Origin of the sequence: Peribacillus acanthi, from assembly GCF_003073175.1 — a bacterium.
GTDB classification, from domain to species: Bacteria; Bacillota; Bacilli; order Bacillales; family DSM-1321; genus Bacillus_BN; species Bacillus_BN acanthi.
This window is the reverse complement of sequence record NZ_QBBX01000004.1, coordinates 181,537-199,162: the sequence shown is the minus strand read 5'-3', so window position 1 is coordinate 199,162 and position 17,626 is coordinate 181,537. Positions and strand designations below refer to the sequence as shown.

The 17,626-nt window shown below is 37.2% G+C and carries 17 protein-coding genes and 1 pseudogene; 16 read left to right on the top strand and 2 right to left on the bottom strand.

The features are described from left to right. Together DBX25_RS21180 and DBX25_RS05660 are read left to right on the top strand one after the other, a co-directional pair. Positions 1–337, top strand: a 337-nt coding sequence (locus tag DBX25_RS21180) for a patatin-like phospholipase family protein (protein ID WP_420812921.1), incomplete at its 5' end; no start/stop codon positions are given. Next, positions 334–1,353 (top strand): SepM family pheromone-processing serine protease, encoded by a 1,020-nt coding sequence (locus tag DBX25_RS05660; protein WP_108669803.1) that lies wholly within the window; start codon positions 334–336, stop codon positions 1,351–1,353. The genes DBX25_RS21180 and DBX25_RS05660, both read left to right, overlap by 4 nt. 101 nt (positions 1,354–1,454) lie before the next feature. Here the strand turns inward: DBX25_RS05660 and DBX25_RS05655 are convergent, their stop codons facing one another. Next, positions 1,455–2,681, bottom strand: a complete 1,227-nt coding sequence (locus DBX25_RS05655; protein WP_108669802.1) for a nucleotidyltransferase — start codon at positions 2,679–2,681, stop codon at positions 1,455–1,457. A 190-nt stretch (positions 2,682–2,871) separates the two neighbouring features. Here DBX25_RS05655 and DBX25_RS05650 point away from each other — a divergent pair, with 190 nt between their 5' ends. The 4 genes from DBX25_RS05650 (at position 2,872) to DBX25_RS05635 (ending at position 5,259) form a co-directional block, all read left to right on the top strand. Next, complete coding sequence (locus tag DBX25_RS05650; protein ID WP_108669801.1) at positions 2,872–3,387, top strand: YceD family protein; 516 nt, start codon at positions 2,872–2,874, stop codon at positions 3,385–3,387. Positions 3,388–3,463: 76 nt separating this feature from the next. Then, positions 3,464–3,637, top strand: a complete 174-nt coding sequence (gene rpmF / locus DBX25_RS05645) for a 50S ribosomal protein L32 (protein WP_108669800.1) — start codon at positions 3,464–3,466, stop codon at positions 3,635–3,637. Positions 3,638–3,784: 147 nt separating this feature from the next. Next, positions 3,785–4,549, top strand: coding sequence for an enoyl-CoA hydratase/isomerase family protein (locus DBX25_RS05640; protein WP_108669799.1), 765 nt, complete (start codon positions 3,785–3,787; stop codon positions 4,547–4,549). 113 nt (positions 4,550–4,662) lie between these two features. Next, the gene (locus DBX25_RS05635; protein ID WP_108669798.1) at positions 4,663–5,259 is read left to right on the top strand and encodes an RsfA family transcriptional regulator; all 597 of its coding nucleotides are present in this window, start codon (positions 4,663–4,665) and stop codon (positions 5,257–5,259) included. An 88-nt stretch (positions 5,260–5,347) separates the two neighbouring features. Here the strand turns inward: DBX25_RS05635 and DBX25_RS05630 are convergent, their stop codons facing one another. After that, positions 5,348–5,797, bottom strand: a complete 450-nt coding sequence (locus tag DBX25_RS05630) for an N-acetyltransferase (RefSeq protein WP_108669797.1) — start codon at positions 5,795–5,797, stop codon at positions 5,348–5,350. A gap of 262 nt (positions 5,798–6,059) precedes the next feature. Here DBX25_RS05630 and DBX25_RS05625 point away from each other — a divergent pair, with 262 nt between their 5' ends. From DBX25_RS05625 to DBX25_RS21175, 10 genes and pseudogenes are all read left to right on the top strand, one after another. After that, positions 6,060–6,950: a 2-dehydropantoate 2-reductase gene (locus tag DBX25_RS05625; RefSeq protein WP_108669796.1), complete on the top strand. Its 891-nt coding sequence runs from the start codon at positions 6,060–6,062 to the stop codon at positions 6,948–6,950. Beyond that, entirely contained in the window at positions 6,951–7,337 is a 387-nt protein-coding gene (locus DBX25_RS05620) for a DUF3397 domain-containing protein (RefSeq protein ID WP_108669795.1), read from the top strand. A 91-nt stretch (positions 7,338–7,428) separates the two neighbouring features. After that, a complete protein-coding gene (bshC, locus tag DBX25_RS05615) occupies positions 7,429–9,087 on the top strand; it encodes a bacillithiol biosynthesis cysteine-adding enzyme BshC (protein WP_108669794.1) in 1,659 nt (552 codons plus the stop codon). A gap of 368 nt (positions 9,088–9,455) precedes the next feature. Next, complete coding sequence (mraZ, locus tag DBX25_RS05610) at positions 9,456–9,887, top strand: division/cell wall cluster transcriptional repressor MraZ (RefSeq protein ID WP_108669793.1); 432 nt, start codon at positions 9,456–9,458, stop codon at positions 9,885–9,887. A 43-nt stretch (positions 9,888–9,930) separates the two neighbouring features. After that, positions 9,931–10,863, top strand: a complete 933-nt coding sequence (rsmH, locus tag DBX25_RS05605; RefSeq protein ID WP_108669792.1) for a 16S rRNA (cytosine(1402)-N(4))-methyltransferase RsmH — start codon at positions 9,931–9,933, stop codon at positions 10,861–10,863. Positions 10,864–10,883: 20 nt separating this feature from the next. After that, the gene (gene ftsL, locus DBX25_RS05600; RefSeq protein ID WP_108669791.1) at positions 10,884–11,243 is read left to right on the top strand and encodes a cell division protein FtsL; all 360 of its coding nucleotides are present in this window, start codon (positions 10,884–10,886) and stop codon (positions 11,241–11,243) included. Continuing rightward, positions 11,243–13,447 (top strand): penicillin-binding protein, encoded by a 2,205-nt coding sequence (locus DBX25_RS05595; RefSeq protein WP_108669790.1) that lies wholly within the window; start codon positions 11,243–11,245, stop codon positions 13,445–13,447. The genes ftsL and DBX25_RS05595 overlap by 1 nt, the downstream gene beginning before the upstream one ends. 329 nt (positions 13,448–13,776) lie before the next feature. Further along, entirely contained in the window at positions 13,777–15,693 is a 1,917-nt protein-coding gene (locus tag DBX25_RS05590) for a stage V sporulation protein D (RefSeq protein ID WP_108669789.1), read from the top strand. 198 nt (positions 15,694–15,891) lie between these two features. Further along, complete coding sequence (locus DBX25_RS05585) at positions 15,892–17,361, top strand: UDP-N-acetylmuramoyl-L-alanyl-D-glutamate--2,6-diaminopimelate ligase (RefSeq protein WP_108669893.1); 1,470 nt, start codon at positions 15,892–15,894, stop codon at positions 17,359–17,361. A gap of 103 nt (positions 17,362–17,464) precedes the next feature. Next, positions 17,465–17,626 (top strand): annotated as a pseudogene (locus tag DBX25_RS21175) (phospho-N-acetylmuramoyl-pentapeptide-transferase); the annotation flags it as partial.

Here is a 17,626-nt window from a genome sequence, read left to right as displayed (position 1 = left end):
AGATGGTGGGGTAGTAGACCGAGTACCTGTTTCAGTAGTAAAAGAAATGGGGGCTGATATCATTATTGGTGTCGATGTCGCTCATGTAAAGCAGGATATGGAAATCACCTCGATATATGATGTCATCATGCAGAGTCTAGATATTCTTCAAATGGAATTAGTTGAGCAAAAGAAGATTGTTTCTGATATTATGATTCGCCCCCGAGTTGAAAAATACAATTCAAAAGCATTTACAAATATAGACGAAATAATTAGTATTGGAGAGGATGAAGCTAGAAAAAATCTTGAAGCTATCATTGAATGTATAGGAAACTGGAAGGGGTCAAGTGGGGAATGAAACAAATTTGGAAGGCAAGCTCCTTTCTTGCACTTACGTTACTTGTTGTCTTATCTATTTTTTATACTTTGCCTTTTTATGTTTCAAAGCCTGGAATGGCACAGGAACTAGAGCCAATTGTTCATGTCGAGGGAGCTGACGACGCAGAAGGTAGCTTCATGCTTACAACAATAAGGATGGGGAAGGCAAACATCTATTCATATTTGATGGCCAAATGGAGTAAGTACCAAGAAATCTATCCTGAAGATATGATTCGTTCTGAAGACGAAACGGAAGAGGAATATTCTGTTAGACAACTTCAAATGATGGAAGGTTCTAAAGACGCAGCCATTATTAATGCCTATGTTTTTGCAAGTAAGTCCATCGATATTGAATACAAAGGAATTTATGTTGTGAATGTATTAGAGGACATGCCCGCTGATGGAAAGTTGAAACCTGGGGACAGAATCACTCAGATTGACGATATTTCTTTCACTTCATCTAAGCAGTTTATCGACTATGTGGGGGGAAAGAAAGCTAAATCTAGAATTAAAGTAACCTTCCAGCGTGACAAGGAAAAAATGGTTGAAACCATACAGCTTAAAAAAATAGAGAAAATCGGTAATAGGGTAGGAATGGGGATTACACTCGTAGACGACCGTAAAGTAATAACCGATCCTCCTGTCACGATTGATTCGGAATCGATTGGAGGGCCATCCGCTGGATTTATGTTTTCCTTGGAAGTGTTTAATCAATTAACAAAAGGGGACATTACAAAAGGATATAAAATTGCAGGGACAGGGACTATTGATGAACAAGGAAAAGTGGGACCTATTGGTGGTATAGACCAAAAAATCATTGCTGCAGATAAGTCAGGAGCACAAATATTTTTTGCTCCGAATGAAAACGGTGTAAAGGATTCTAATTATAAAGTTGCAGTAAAAACGGCTAAAGAAATAGGAACCGATATGAAAATTGTAGCTGTCGACCATTTTGTAGAAGCTATTCGTTTTCTAGAGAGTTTAGAGGAATTATAGTACATAAATAAGCGTGTAATGAGTGTTTAATATATTGGATTGTTTAATGCTCATTAAAAATGAATAAACCAGAGACATGAATAAATTGTCTCTGGTTTTTATCATTTTTCGATTCTAATAGGGGCTAATAATTCTCGTTTCCAAAGTGATTTTTGCGCATTTGGGTTTAAACTTAAAGCATGGATGGTAGCAGATTGAAAATCCATAGCCAATGAAGTTGATTTATCCTTACCTATTTTTGAGTATAACGGCATCTCTAATGTTTTCTTATGTAGGCTTAAATATTGTTGGCCCGCTCGACTCATTCCTAATATCCTTATATGTCCGTTCTCATTCATTGCTTTGGTCATTTGATCCTTAGTGACTTGGTTAAGTATATGAACACAAATTCTTTGGATTCTCGTCCATGTATAGCGTTTCGTTTTGACAAGTGTAACAAATTCGTGGAAGGATGATGCTTCTAAAGCCGCTTCTTTTAGTCGATAATGTATCCCTTCCTCTACTTCGTATAGTTCTGCTAATTGCGATAAAGAAGTGCTAATTAACTTGTATTTCAACATGTGCCAATAGTCTTCCCACTGGTGTAGCTTACCAAATTCCTGTACATACATGTCCAAGCCTGTAACACTTTCTGTAGGTAAATATGGCATGACACTGCTTAATGATTGACTTTCTGATCCATTTTCAAAGAGGCAACTTCTTATACTAGTAGCACTAGCAATAAAATCATCCGTAGGGCGAGGGTCATGATACTCTGCTTTTATTCTTTTTATGGTCGCTGGTTGAATGACGAAACCATTTTTTAAAGCAGCTCGAACATATTGGTACCCTAGAATATTATTTGGTTTCGATAAATCAGGTAAATCGATATGATCGCCCGCTATATCTAAAAATGCAAGAGAGGCTGATTTAGGATAACTATTGCCATTAGAAGAATGAAATTTAAGTCGTTCATTATATTCAGCTTCTCTTTGGGACATGATTTGATAGAGAGTTTCGAATGGAGTAATTTCGCCTAATTCGCTACCAAAACAAAAGAAATCACAATGTAACGCTTCAAGAATATGAATGGAACCCGACGCAAAGTGCTCTGCATGCTGAGTACTATATGCATAAGGTAATTCAACCACTAGATCAGCCCCACCTTTAAGGGCCATGCTAGCTCTAGTCCATTTACTAGTTAAGGCAGGTTCGCCTCTTTGGAGGAACGAACCACTCATGACTGCTACCACTACGTCTGCCTCTGTGGATTTTTGGCTTTCTTGTAAATGATATTTATGTCCATTGTGAAAAGGATTGTATTCGACAACTAACCCAACTGCTTTCATTGATTTCCTCCAGATTTGTAATTTACAAAATGAGTGGTAAAATATATGATTATACAGTTGATAACCTATCTAGAAGCTGGCATTGTGCCTTTAAATGCTCGGTTTCTACTACATTGTACTGTAAAGAAATTATATTGACAAACGGTAGATAGACAGCTATAATTACCTTTGTTGCCTTGAGGTGATTCATTTGAAATGGACAATTACTCAACTTCAGAAATATCGTGATAAAGGCCTCGTTCTAAATGAAGAGGTGGATGTCTCACCGGTTATGGACATCGATAAGCAAATCCGGGCCGTGTCTCCCATGCACGTGACGGGTCGAGTGGATATTAGCACAAATGAAATTACCTTCCATCTACATATTGAAGGTAAGCTCACATTGCCTTGTTCACGCACACTTGTTGATGTATTCTACCCGATAGACGTTAAAACAACAGAAACTTTTTTACTACGTTCTGATTATGATCCTGACCAGGAGAATGTGACAGTAGTAAAAGGTGATGTTATTGATCTTTATCCGATAATACAAGAGAATGTGTTGCTCGAAGTTCCTATGCAAGTTTTTTGCGATAACGCAAATCCAGAAGGAGCAACTCCACAGTCAGGTAATGACTGGTCTGTTATTTCGGAAGAAGAGCAGGAGAAGAAAGTTGATCCACGACTTGCGGGCTTGGCAAAATTCTTTGACAACGACAAGCAATAATGAAACAAGAAACGAGAAGATTCGGGATTTTCCGGTCCTTATAACTTCTTAGCTCATTTTTAAGGAGGTGGGAATAATGGCTGTACCTTTTAGAAGAACGTCCAAGACGGTTAAAAGAAAACGTCGTACACACTTTAAGCTTCAAGTTCCTGGTATGGTAGAATGCCCAAACTGCGGTGAAATGAAATTAGCTCACCGTGTATGTAAAGCTTGCGGTACTTACAAAGGAAAAGAAGTTGTTAACAAATAATTTTTCCTGAAGAGAGAGACTAAAATGACTGACTTTCAGTTGTTTTAGTCTCTTTTTCATTTCTCTATAGAATTTCGAAGCAGGGAAGTGAATGGGACATCTAGAATCCATAATGTATTGCAATCTGTTGAATTGGAGTGAAGCATCATGTCAGAACAATGTTTAAAGAAAAGTCTATCAGATGATGGGATCATGACATTGACCATACATCGGCCAGAGAAGAGAAATGCCATTAATTATCAGGTTATGGATGAGATGGCTTCTTCGCTTTTAGAAATAAAGGAAAATAAAAATATTAAAGTCCTAGTCATTACAGGGGCAGGGGAACAAGCTTTTTGTTCAGGTGGTGACTTGAGTGAGTTCCATAGTTTACATACTGAATCTGAAAGCTACGAAATGCTATCTAAAATGGGAGATGTACTATATTCACTTCTGACATTGCCTATTCCAACCATTGCATTATTAAATGGTACAGCCGTAGGAGGGGGATGTGAGATTGCATCCGCATGTGATGTTAGATGGGCATATCCTCATTCAAAAGTCGGTTTTATCCAAGGGAAACAAGGTATTACAACAGGATGGGGCGGAGGTACAATCCTAATGGAGAAACTCCTTCCTTCCAATGCACTTAAGTTCCTTCTCACAGCAAGAGTCATGCCACCGGAAGAAGCTTTGAAATTTGGATTTATTGATCAACTCCTGAATAAGGATGAAGATTGGAAATCTTTATTGACTAATATGATTGAAAAGGAACAAGGAGTTCTATTGGCATATAAACAAATATTAATTCGTAAATGGAATGAGACTAGATTAAAAGATAGGATAGACCTTGAAATTCGAGAGTGTGCCAAGCTATGGGAGAGTGAGGCCCACTTGCTGGCGGTCAGAAAGTTTACAGAAAAAAACCTATAAACAAATGTAATTGGTATCACAATAAATGCGGCCACCAATTTTTAAAAATAAGTCTTCTACCAATCCTATTAAGTGCATATTTTATATAAATACTTATTAGGAGGGAACCACAGATGTCGATGACAAGACAAGACGCTTGGAGTCAGGATGAAGATTTATTGCTAGCAGAAGTAGTTCTAAGGCATATTCGTGAAGGAAGTACCCAGTTGACCGCTTTTGAGGAGGTCGGCAAGCAGCTCTCAAGGACATCGGCAGCATGTGGGTTTAGGTGGAATTCCTTTGTCAGAAAACAATATAAATCGGGTATCGAATTAGCAAAAAAACAAAGAAAAGAATACAAGAAAAAAGCGTATCAAAAAACACAGCTCCATGGGAAAGAGGAAGTTGCAAAGGAAGTAGTAGTGCAGGTGGATCACACATTAAATCAAACTCCTTCGTCCAGCCCTACTGACAGTCTTAATTTGCAAAATATCGTCACGTACCTAAATTCATTTGAATCCCTTGTTTCTCAAAAGGATCAGGAAAAGGATAAATTGCAAAAAGAATTAAAAATCCTTAAAGAAGAAAATTTTAAACTATCAAGAATCAATGAAGAACTAGAAAATAAGATTCATACCATAGAAAGTGAATACCGCTCCATCCTTGAAATTTTAGAGAAGGCCAGAAAGCTGGTAAATAAAGAAGATAGTAAGAAAGTACAAAAAGTGTAGAGTCATTGTAATTAATAGATGAAAATGAAAAGGGAATGAAGATAAGTCGCATAAAAGCGCACAAGTCTTCATTCCCTTTTTTGTTTCTTTAAGGCTTCCAAATAAAAGGATTTTGTCCTAAATCTCTTTCCATGTCATAGGCTACTGCTTCAAAGCCCATCTTCATCCAAAAATCATGAGACTGAACTCTTGGGTTTGTTTTAATAGGTAGTTTGAAGTTTTTTGCGAATTCCACTAATGCTGCTCCATACCCTTTTCGTTGATACGCAGGTAAAACTTCTAGTTTCCATAGTTCTAAATAGTCTTGCGCAGGTTCAAAGTATAAGTCAAATTTAGCACTTCTACGATATAATGACATACGTGCAACTAGTTTATCGCCAAAATAAATCCCGTAAAATGGGGATTCACTATCGTTTTCAATGATATTCGCCTCAAGGTCTTCATGCATGGATAGTTCTTGAATTCCGTATTCTTTAAATTTCTTGAACTCATCTAATGTTTTGTAATTAACTAGCAATGGTTCTACTCTATATTCCATTGGTTTTGTCCCCCTTTACCTAGGTGCAAGTTGATATTTACTAATATTTCAATAAATTCATTATATAATAAATTTTTGTGATAGTCCTTAAAAAAACACTTATAACAGGTTTTAACAGGAATTGTTAGGATGATGTAGAATATATACGATAAACGAAATTATTTGGAACGAAATATTTGTATTTAGTCAATTAGTCATATTGGAATATCCATAAAAGGATTTTTTTGTTAAAATATTCGTACATACATAGGAGAGAGCATCCATGAATATTGGGATAATCGGTGGAGGATCAATTGGGCTTTTATTTGGCTTTTATTTATCATCTACCCATAATATCACTATCTTTACTAGAACTGGGAAGCAGGCTAGTGAAATTAATAAGAATGGTATTCATTGTTTAACTGATGGAATCTATAAAATTGCGGAAGTTCAAGCAAGTAAGCTTGATGAAAATGCACTATTACTAGAACAAGATATATTAATCGTTACAGTCAAACAATATCAATTAGAAGAAATCCTTCCATACATAAAAAACGCAGCAGTTCCTTTAATCTTCATACAGAACGGAATGGGACATCTAGACCAAATTAGAAATTTAGAGGCGGAAATATTTTTAGGTACAGTAGAGCATGGTGCATTTAAAGTGGACGATATGACAGTCCAGCATACAGGCCGAGGGGCAGTTAGATTGGCAGTGTTTAAAGGGGATGTTAACACCATTACCTTTTTAAGTGAAAATGATAACCTCCAGATTTCCTTCCAAGACCAATATTTGCCTATGCTACTCGATAAGTTATTTGTCAACGCGACGATTAACCCATTAACTGCAATCCTAGAAGTGAGAAATGGTGAATTAGTGGAAAATCCTAATTTTCATCACATACTAGTAAATCTATGTAAGGAAATATGTACAGTATTTAATATTTCAGATTGGAAACATGTTTTAATTCACATTGAAAATGTTTGTCGTAATACAAGTAATAATCGTTCATCTATGTTGAAAGATATAGAAAATCAAAGACAAACAGAAATCGATGCAATTTTAGGATATGTTTTAATGGAAGCGAACAAGAGAAATCAGCACGCATTGCTTTGTGAATCTCTTTACAACATGGTAAAGGGAAAGGAGCTTCGTTTAGGGAAGGGGATGTAAATGGCAAATTTATTATCATTTATAATTGCTACTTTAGTAACAGTACCAATCATTGGATATATCATTTCTTTCATCATCGCAAAGCAAATCACAAAAAACCATAGTATGTCTGTTAGAATTTCCGTAGATATCAGTACAGTCCTTTTTATCGTTTCTGTGCATTTCTTAATTCATGCTATATGGGGAATTTCGATGATTTGGGCAATATTATTAGTGTTGATTATGGTAGCACTAGCCGTTGTTCTTGTACATTATAAGGTTAAAGAAGAGATTGTCATGACTAAAGTGATGCGTGGGTTTTGGAAACTTAATTTCATCATTTTTTCAAGTGCCTATGTTATCTTGCTAATTTATGGGTTAGTTAAAAGAGTCACCATGACAATTTGATGGTATAACGTATGCTTAATGGTTTATGAGTCATTGGGCATTTTTTTTTCATTTACCACTTATCGATGGTATACTCTAGGAGCGAATGTAGTTGTATTTGAAAGGAAGTATTATGATGGAACTAAAAGAATTGGCTTTACCTTCCATAAATAAGTTTGCCTCTGATTATATAAAGAATAAATTAGCAGTCCAGGAATTCTTCCATTATGATCTTCAAGAGCAAAATGTGTACCACTCTCGGTTAAAAGATCTGCAGGAAAGAACATTTAAGAGACAAGAACTTGCAGAGTATATTTCCAACTATATGTCTCCATTAGGACTTACCGATAAAATAAATCAAAACCTGAAAGCTCTTGTGGAAAATGAAACCACTGTAGTCATTGGTGGACAACAGGCCGGTCTATTAACGGGTCCCCTTTATACTATTCATAAAATAATTTCAATTATTAAACTTGCTGAGCAACAATCTTTCAATTTAGGGAAAAAAGTGGTTCCGGTATTTTGGGTTGCAGGGGAAGATCACGACCTGCAAGAAGTGAATCATGTTTTTGTTCAGGATGACAAAGCGTATGAGAAGATTTCCTATCCATACTATCAGGAATCTAAGTCTATGATTTCTGATATTCCTCTTGATAGTAGTTATGTTGAAAAATGGATTTCAACTGTTTTTCAAACCTTTGGTGAAACTACATACACGAAAGCCTTGCTTGAGGATGTGAAATATATTGCTAAAGGGTCTAAAAACTTTAGTGATTTTTTCGTGAAAATAGTTCATTCCTGGTTTAAGGATTATGGGTTATTAATCCTTGATGCAGCCGACAAAAATATACGTAGGCTTGAAAGTGAATACTTTGAACAGTTAATCATCAACCAAGAACAGATCACAAAAAAGGTTCTAACACAGCAATCTATCATAAAAGAAAAAGGGTACAGCAGAACCATTGAAATGGAAGATAGCGCAGCTAACCTATTTTTTTATGATACTGAAAAGCTTGAACGAGCTCTTCTATTTTATGATAATGAAACACAATTATATAAAGACAAAGCAGGAATTTATGTATTTTCAAAAGAACAATTGTTAGAAATGGCAAAGAAGAAGCCGGAGTGTTTAAGCAATAACGTCGTATCAAGACCTCTAATGCAAGAAATGTTATTCCCGTCTCTTGCATTCATCTCAGGACCGGGGGAAATGGCTTATTGGAGTGAATTAAAACTTGCTTTCGAATGGATGGAAATGAAAATGCCTCCAATTGTGCCAAGATTGAATATCACATTTATGGAAAAGGATATACAAAAAGCCTTACACGAAATTGATGTTGATATTTACGAGGTTTTGGCCTATGACATAGAAGGGGCTAAAGCAAGATTTATATCATCAATTAAAGATACAAACATTGAAAGCGTATTTGTGCAAATGAAAAATCAGCTTTTGATCAATCATCAAATGTTATCCCAAGGAGCTATGCTTCATGATAAAGGGTTAGAACAAATTTTAAAGAAAAATGCTGATATACTAAATGAGCAATTGGACTTTATATACAATCGTATTAATAGTAGTGTCGAGAAAAAGCACCAGCATATTTTGAATAAATATCAAGATGTACAAAATCAATTACGACCTCTTTCCTCTCCGCAAGAAAGAATCGTTAATTTGTATTTTTATCTTAACAAGTATGGTCCAGTTTTTATCCAAGATTTAATGAAAATAGAATTTGAATTCAATAGTATGCATAAGGTTGTTCTACTATAAAAGAGTCAATGTCCCAGGTATTGGGATATTGACTATTTTTTATGGTTGTTTTCGTAAAGTGTTTTGTTTTTTCGGGTAATTTTACTTTAACTATGTGAGTGAATTGTCTTGGAGGGCAAACTCCTGCTTGAAAAATAAATACAATCACATGTTTTTATCAGCAATTTGTGGGGTAATATTCCGTCATTCGCTAAATGACGCTTACGCATGCAAATAATCACTATAAAACACTGTCCAAACCTGTAGAATACACGCGAAATCCAAGAAATTTGCTAAAAGGAATATATTAGTATAAGAAGAATACTAAAAATAGTGGTAGAAAGTGGGGGGATGTGGTAAATTTGAGATAGAAAGTGGGGGTAGTGCATATGTTCATGGGCGAATACCATCATAATATTGATAATAAGGGTCGCTTAATTGTTCCTTCGAAATTCAGGGAGCTTTTAGGGGAACAATTTGTGTTAACTCGAGGACTCGATCAATGTTTGTTCGGTTATCCCATGGAAGAGTGGCGCTTACTTGAGGAAAAGCTCAAGGCCTTACCATTAACGAAAAAAGACGCTCGAGCCTTTACAAGATTTTTCTTTTCTGGCGCTACTGAGTGCGAAGTGGATAAGCAAGGCAGAATCAACATACCAACTCCCTTAACGGGCTATGCCCAGCTCGAAAAAGAGTGCGTTGTTCTTGGTGTTTCAAACAGAATTGAGATTTGGAGCAAGCCTCTTTGGGAAGACTATTTTACAGCATCAGAAGATTCTTTCGCTGATATAGCAGAAAATATGATTGGTTTTGACATTTAATAAGCGAATAGAACGGACAACGAGCAATTGGAGAGTGATAGGTTTGTTTAAGCATAAAACGGTACTACTAAAAGAAACGGTTGATGGATTGGATATAAAGCCAGATGGTATTTATGTCGATTGTACGTTAGGTGGGGCTGGACATAGTAGCTATTTATTGTCCCAGCTATCCGACCAAGGAAAGCTATATGCGTTTGATCAAGATGAAACGGCAATAAAGAATGCAGAAGAAAAGTTAAAGGAATTCGGTGATAGAGTCACATTAATTCAAAGTAACTTTACATACATCAAAGATGAACTAGCTAAGCGTGGCGTTTTTCAAGTTGATGGCGTACTCTACGATTTAGGGGTTTCCTCCCCGCAATTAGATACACCAGAACGTGGTTTCAGTTATCAACATGATGCACCACTTGATATGAGAATGGACCAAGATGCCGAATTGTCAGCATACGACGTAGTAAACCATTGGTCATTTAATGATTTGACGAGAATCTTTTTCCAATATGGAGAAGAGAAGTTTTCGAAACAAATCGCAAGAAAAATCGAAGCGGCAAGAGAAAAGAAACCGATTGAAACAACTTTTGAATTGGTTGAATTGATTAAAGAGGGGATTCCTGCTCCAGCAAGAAGAACTGGGGGACATCCTGCAAAACGAGTATTTCAAGCGATACGAATTGCAGTGAATGATGAGTTGAAGGTGTTTGAACAATCTTTAGAGCAAAGCATTTCGATTTTGAATCCTGGTGGTAGGATTTCTGTCATTACTTTCCATTCTCTAGAGGATAGAATTTGTAAGACTGTATTTAAAAAAGCGAGCGAGGTACCTCAATTACCTCCAGGGCTTCCTGTCATACCAGATGAATTTAAACCAGAGTTAAAACTTGTAAATAGAAAGCCGATAATACCAAGTGAAGAAGAACTTGAAGAAAACAATCGCGCACGATCAGCCAAGCTGCGGATCGCTGAAAAACTATAAAAATACAGGGGGGAAACAAGATGAGTAATTTAGCTAGAAAAATGCATGAACAAAGAAGCTTTGAACAACAACCAGAAACGTCCGTACAGACGGTTGTTATACATAAGGCAAGAATTACGATTGGAGAAAAAATTCTAATGATCGCATTCGCTATAGTACTGACAGTATTGGCTGCAAATATTGTTTCCAACCAATATGCAATATACGAAGCGAATAAGGAAATCCAAGTAGTGGAATCCACGATTTCTGATCAAATTAAGGTTAATAATGACTTAAAAGTAGAAGTAAGTGAATTAAGTACATATGAGCGAATCTGGCAAAAAGCTTCCGAATTAGGTTTGAAGCTTAATGAAAATAATGTCAAGGTCGTGCAAAAATAATGTACGTTAAACAAAGGAATATGAACACGGGAGCAGCCATTCTGATCGTACTATTCGGACTGCTCTTTTTTCTATTAAGTTGTAGATTTGTGTTCATTCAAGCAACAGGTGAAGCCGGAGGAGAGGTTCTTGCGGCTAAAGCACAAGCCAAATACACAAAATATCGTACCATTGATGCCAGCAGAGGATCGATATTAGATAGTCGTGGAACGGTGATTGCTGAAGATACGCCTTCTTATTCGCTAGTGGCTATATTAGACGATAGCATGACTGTGGATCAGGATAATCCTCAGCACGTAGTAGATAAGGAAGAAACTGCAGAAAAGCTTTCAAAATATATCGATCTAGAAAAAAGTAAAATTTTAGATCGATTGCAAAAAGAGGATGTGTTCCAGGTGGAATTTGGAGCTCCTGGACGTGACCTTTCCCACAAAACAAAGCAAGAAATTGAAGCCTTGAAGTTACCTGGTATTACATTCAGAAAAGATACAAAAAGGTTCTATCCGAATGGTGTCTTCGCTTCCCATGTGGTTGGATATGTGGAGAAAAAGGCGAATACTTCTAAAAAAGGAACTGAAACAGAAACGGTCGGCATGCTGGGCTTAGAAAAGACTCTACAGCCTTTATTAAAAGAAACCGACGGGAAAGTGAAGTTTGAGAGTGATCGCTGGGGCTTCCTCCTTCCTAACAAAAAGGAAGAGAAAGTAGTTCCTCCGAAGAATGGTAACACAGTCCAATTAACATTGGATAAAAAAATCCAAACCTTCCTTGAGGACTCCTTAAACCAAGTTTATAAAGAATACCAACCAAAGGAGCTTATCGCAATCGTAGCAAATCCCAAAACAGGGGCGATTTATGCGATGGCTCAAAGACCTACCTTTCATCCTACAACTCGTGAAGGATTAAGCCAGAACTGGAAAAACCTTGCGATTGAGGAGAATTTTGAGCCGGGTTCAACGATGAAGGTGTTTACTCTAGCTGCGGCTGTAGAAGAGGATAAATTTAATCCAAATGGAACTTTTGTCACAGGCTCCTATAAAGGGGTATCAAGTGACCATAGTGGAATTCCAAGAGGGAAAACCATTACTTTCTTGGAAGGTTTACAGAGATCCTCGAATGTAGCGTTTGCTACAATTGCAATGGAGCATCTCGGGGCAGATAAATTTAGAGAATATTTAACGAAGTTTGGATTTGAACAACCAACTGGCATAGATTTGCCTAATGAGGTGGGAGGAAAAATCCTATATAAATGGAAAAGTGAGAAAATCACGACTTCCTTCGGTCAAGGAACTGTCATCACTCCTATTCAACAAATACAAGCATTCTCTGCAATAGCAAACGACGGTAAAATGAGAAAGCCTTATGTCATAGATAAAGTGATTGATCCGAATGGAGAAATAATAAAAGAAACTAAACCGGAAGTGGTTGGTCAGCCTATATCTGCTTCTACGGCCGAAAAGGTGAGGAATTACCTTGAGACAGTAGTATCAGCAGAAAAAGGAACAGGTAGAAAGTACAGCATTGAAGGATATAAAGTGGCTGGTAAAACCGGAACGGCACAAATCATCGGTGACGATGGAAGGTACCAAGAAGGTAAAAATAATTACCTATTCTCATTCATTGGAATGGCTCCAAAAGAAGATCCTCAATTAATTATGTATGTAGCCGCCCTACAACCAGAATTGGGTGAAACGAAAACAGGGGCGGATGTTTTATCGGCTATTTTCAATCCAGTTATGAAAAGTAGCTTGCAATATTTGAACATTAAGCCTTCTGATATTAAAGAAGTGAAAGCAAAAGGGATTGAAGACTTCACATCCGTATCCATTACTAGAGCTCAAGATCAATTGCAAAAGGATGGATATGAAGTAATTATTTTAGGAAATGGTAATCAAGTAACTAATCAATCACCGAAACCTGGGAGTATTCTATTAGAAGGTGAAAAAATCATACTTCTCACTAATGGTGATAGGAAAATGCCTGATTTAACAGGCTGGTCTTTACGTGATGTTATGAAAGTTGCCAAAATCGCGAATCTAGATTTAAATACTGCAGGAAGCGGCTATGTAACAAAGCAAAATATCAAGCCTGGTACTAAAATTTCAAATGGGATGTATTGTATCATTGAACTTAAGCCACCTGAAGAAATGGTTAAAAAGGAAGAAGAGTCTAAAGAAAAGGACGAAGAAGAGGTACATGATTAACTGAAAAGCGTAGAGCGCCTGTTTATCGGCGACCAGCATAAGACGAGCCGGCTGGAAGGTTGGTTTTGACCTTCCGGACGGATTGGCTTATGACCTCGAGGCCGACTAAGAACGCCACGTCCATGTGGCAAAGTCGGCACTAGCACATCCTGTGCGTCGCCGATGGCGCTCGTAGCTAGACACTGCTTTAATTTCAAAAAAACAACTTGTAGTTTTAACTAAAAAGCGTCGCGCATTAGAACAAGCCTTCCTGTTTTGTAGGGAGGCTTGTTCTATTTCCCTTTGTACAAGCATAGATTGAAAGCAAGTGTGAGTTGGGGGTGCTTTTTTTGCGAGTTTCCAATGTAACCGTAAGGAAAAGGTTATTCATTGCATTACTGGCCGGGTTGTTTATCTTTTTAATCATTGATGTTCGTCTAGGGTACGTGCAGTTTATTCTTGGCGAATCCTTAACAGGCAAGGCCAAGGATTCATGGAGTAGAAACATTGTTTTTGAGCCAAAAAGAGGAGAAATTTTGGATCGGAATGGAGTGGCATTAGCGACCAATATCAGTGCTCCTACCATTTATGTAGTTCCAAGGCAGATAGAAGATCCTGTATCAACGGCAGAAAAGCTTGCAGCTGCTTTGAATGTAGAAAAGGACAAGATTTATAAGCAAATTACATTAAAGGAAGTCAATGTTCGAATCAAGGAAGGCAGAAAAATTTCACATGAGAAAGCTAAAGAAATTAAGGCATTGGAGTTAAAGGGAGTCTATATCGCAGAGGACTCCAAAAGACATTATCCTTATGGTGAATACCTGTCTCACGTATTAGGATTTACAGGTATTGATAACCAAGGTTTAATGGGAGTTGAATTAACTTACGATGAGCAGCTAAAAGGTGAAGAAGGTTATGTCCAGTTCTATTCTGATGCAAAGGGCAAGAGAATGGAGAATATGGCAGATGATTATGTTCCACCAAAAGATGGAAACAAATTAAAGTTAACCATCGACAGTAAAATTCAAACGATCATGGAAAGAGAATTAGATATAGCTGAAGCAACGTATAATCCAGATGGAATTATTGGGATTGCGATGAATCCGAATAATGGAGAAATTCTTGCCATGAGCAGTAGACCTACCTTCCATCCCTCAAAATATCAAAATGTTCCTCAAGAGATTTACAATCGAAATCTTCCAGTTTGGAGCACATACGAACCAGGATCAACGTTCAAAATTATTACATTAGCTGCAGCCCTGGAAGAAAAAAAGGTAAACCTTGAAAAAGAACATTTCCATGACTCAGGTCATGTAGAAGTTGCAGGGGCAACGCTTCACTGCTGGAAGTCGGGAGGACATGGAGATCAGACTTTCTTAGAAGTTGTTCAAAATTCTTGCAACCCGGGATTTGTAGAACTTGGTAACCGGGTAGGAAAAGAAAAGCTTTTCGATTATATTAAGGATTTTGGTTTTGGTCAAAAGACTGGTATCGATTTGCAAGGTGAAGGTACGGGTATTATGTTCAATATGAAACGTGTAGGGCCTGTAGAGCATGCAACAACAGCATTTGGACAAGGGGTTTCAGTAACTCCGATTCAGCAAGTTGCAGCTGTTTCTGCTGCAATAAATGGAGGTACACTGTATACTCCATACATTGCTAAGGAATTAGTGGACTCAAAAACTGGAGAAGTACTGATGAGAAAAACTCCTGAAGCGAAAAGAAAAGTAATCTCAGAGGAAACATCAAAGGAAATCAGACTAGCATTAGAGTCTGTTGTGGCGAAAGGTTCAGGTAAGGGGGCTTATATCGATTCCTATCGTGTAGGGGGAAAGACAGGAACAGCTCAAAAAGTTAAAGACGGCCGATATATGGAAAATAACCATATTGTTTCATTCATAGGATTTGCACCGGCTGATGATCCTCAAATCGTCATTTACATCGCAGTAGATAATCCCAAAGGAACTGTTCAATTCGGTGGTGTTGTTGCAGCACCAATCGTTGGTAATATCATGGAGGATTCATTACATGCTTTAGGTGTAGAGCCACGGAAAAACCAAATTGAGAAAGAAACTACTTGGCTTGACCCTATTATGGTTGAAGTTCCAGAGATGGTAGGGATGACAACAAAACAACTGCAAACCCAGTTATATTCCTTGAAATTAGACATTGCAGGCAGCGGAACAAAAGTGGTCAAGCAAGCACCAGAAGCAGGTGTAAAAGTAAAAGAAGGTTCCACTATAAGAATTTATCTTGGCGAGGAATGATTATAATTATAGAATATGACACGTATGTAAAAGCGGCTGATTGTTATCCCAGCCGCTTTGTTTACGATTACATACAATGGGGTATGTAAAATTGTTGGTGCATGAATAAATATGTTACTCCTATCACATAGCACTCTTACTATTTTTGGGGTAAAATATAGAATGTACGAAAGTGCCCATGTTGAAAGGATTGAAAGAATGAAGTTACATACGTTATTAAAAGCCCTTCCTTCGTTAAGTAACGAGATTGTTGAAAATCCAGAAATTACTTCTGTAGAAAACGATAATCGTAAGGTAAAAGAGGGTAGCTTATTTATTTGTATTAAAGGATTTACGGTAGATGGACATCAATTTGCTGCGGATGCAGTACAAAAAGGCGCTGTGGCCATCGTTGCCGAAAGACAAGTGGATGTCGATGTTCCGGTCATTATTGTTAAAGATACCATAAGAACTATGGCTATATTAGCAGATGCGTTTTATCAACATCCGACTCAAAAGTTACGTCTAATTGGCATTACTGGAACGAATGGAAAGACTACAACTAGTCATTTGATTGATCAAGTGTTTAAGGATCATCAGCAGAAAACTGGTTTAATCGGAACCATGTATGCAAAAATTGGTAATGAAGTTAGAGAAACTAAAAATACTACACCTGATAGCGTTAATTTACAGAAAATATTTGCTGAAATGGTGGAAGAGCAAGTGGAAACAGCGGTAATGGAAGTATCTTCACATGCTCTAGAGTATGGAAGAGTTCATGGATGTGACTATGATATTGCAGTGTTTACCAATTTAACTCAAGATCATTTAGATTTTCATAAAACAATGGAACGCTATAAGTTTGCTAAATCTCTCCTGTTTTCGCAGTTAGGAAATACCTTTGTGGATGGAAAGCAAAAATTTGCTGTATTAAATGCCGATGATGCTGCAACAGATGACTTCATAAAATGGACTGCTGCGCATGTCTTGACATACGGAATTGACAATGAAGCAGATGTTAGGGCAAAAAACATTACGATTACTTCTGCAGGAACACATTTCTCCTTGATGACACCTTATGGTGCAATGGACGTAAACATGAAACTTATCGGAAAATTTAGCGTCTATAATGTACTGGCAGCTATTACAGTTTCACTATGTTCAGGGCTTCCGCTTGCTTCAGTAGTGAAATCTATTGAAGAAGTAAAAGGTGTTTCTGGAAGATTTGAAGCAGTGGACGGAGGTCAAGATTTTTCTGTTATTGTTGATTATGCCCATACCCCTGATAGTTTGGAAAATGTTCTCCTCACCGTTAAGGACTTTGCGAAAAACCGTATTACAGTCATTGTTGGATGTGGTGGGGATAGAGATAAAACAAAACGACCATTAATGGCACAAATAGCTTGTGATTATGCAAATCAAGCAATCTTCACCTCTGACAATCCAAGAAGTGAAGATCCAATGGATATTCTAAGGGATATGGAAGCTGGCGTAAAAGGTAAGACATATGAGCTGATTCCAGATCGAAAAGACGCAATTCTTCATGCCATCAATGGTGCTCAACCAGGAGATGTCATCGTAATTGCGGGTAAAGGACATGAAACCTATCAACAAATAGGGGACCAAATTTTTGATTTTGATGATAGGGTTGTATCATTAGAAGCAATTAAGAACAAACAATCAAATTAATTATTACAAACAATATAGAACGAGTGTGAAATTACATGTATAAAACAGTTTTAATTTTTAATCAGAATAGATTCTTCAGTATGGAGAAAGGTGGGGAATTACAATGTTAGAACAAGTTATGTTTTTTACAATCATTGCTGGATTCCTCATTACTGTTTTACTTTCTCCTATTTTCATTCCGTTTTTAAGACGGCTGAAATTCGGTCAAAGCATTAGAGAAGAAGGCCCAAAATCCCACAAGAAAAAATCAGGTACGCCAACTATG